The 282-nt window shown below is 68.8% G+C and carries 1 pseudogene; it reads right to left on the reverse strand.

The window, feature by feature from the left end:
- Nucleotides 1–282 (reverse strand): annotated as a pseudogene (locus H2O73_RS20940) (hypothetical protein); the annotation flags it as partial.

The raw sequence follows: 282 nt of genomic DNA on the forward strand, positions 1-282 counted from the left end.
TGACGCCGGTAGGCCGTGATTCCGGCCACCAGGGCCAGCGCACTCATCGCTAGCGGCAGATTCAGGCCGTGCCAGATCGCCAGGTGGAAGTCGAGAGGTGCGCCAAGCACCGCCTCCACGGCCAGGCCCAGCAGCCCCTCGGCCAGTACCGGCACCAGGCCGACGATCACGCATAATGCCACCAGCAGCGCCACCGGCGCACGCATCAGCCACGGCGGCTCGTGGGGCGTATGAGGTGGGTCCTCCTTGCCGGGCTTGAAGAAGACCGCGTGCACCCGTCGT

This window comes from Vibrio marinisediminis, from assembly GCF_014050145.1.
GTDB lineage: Bacteria > Pseudomonadota > Gammaproteobacteria > Enterobacterales > Vibrionaceae > Vibrio > Vibrio marinisediminis.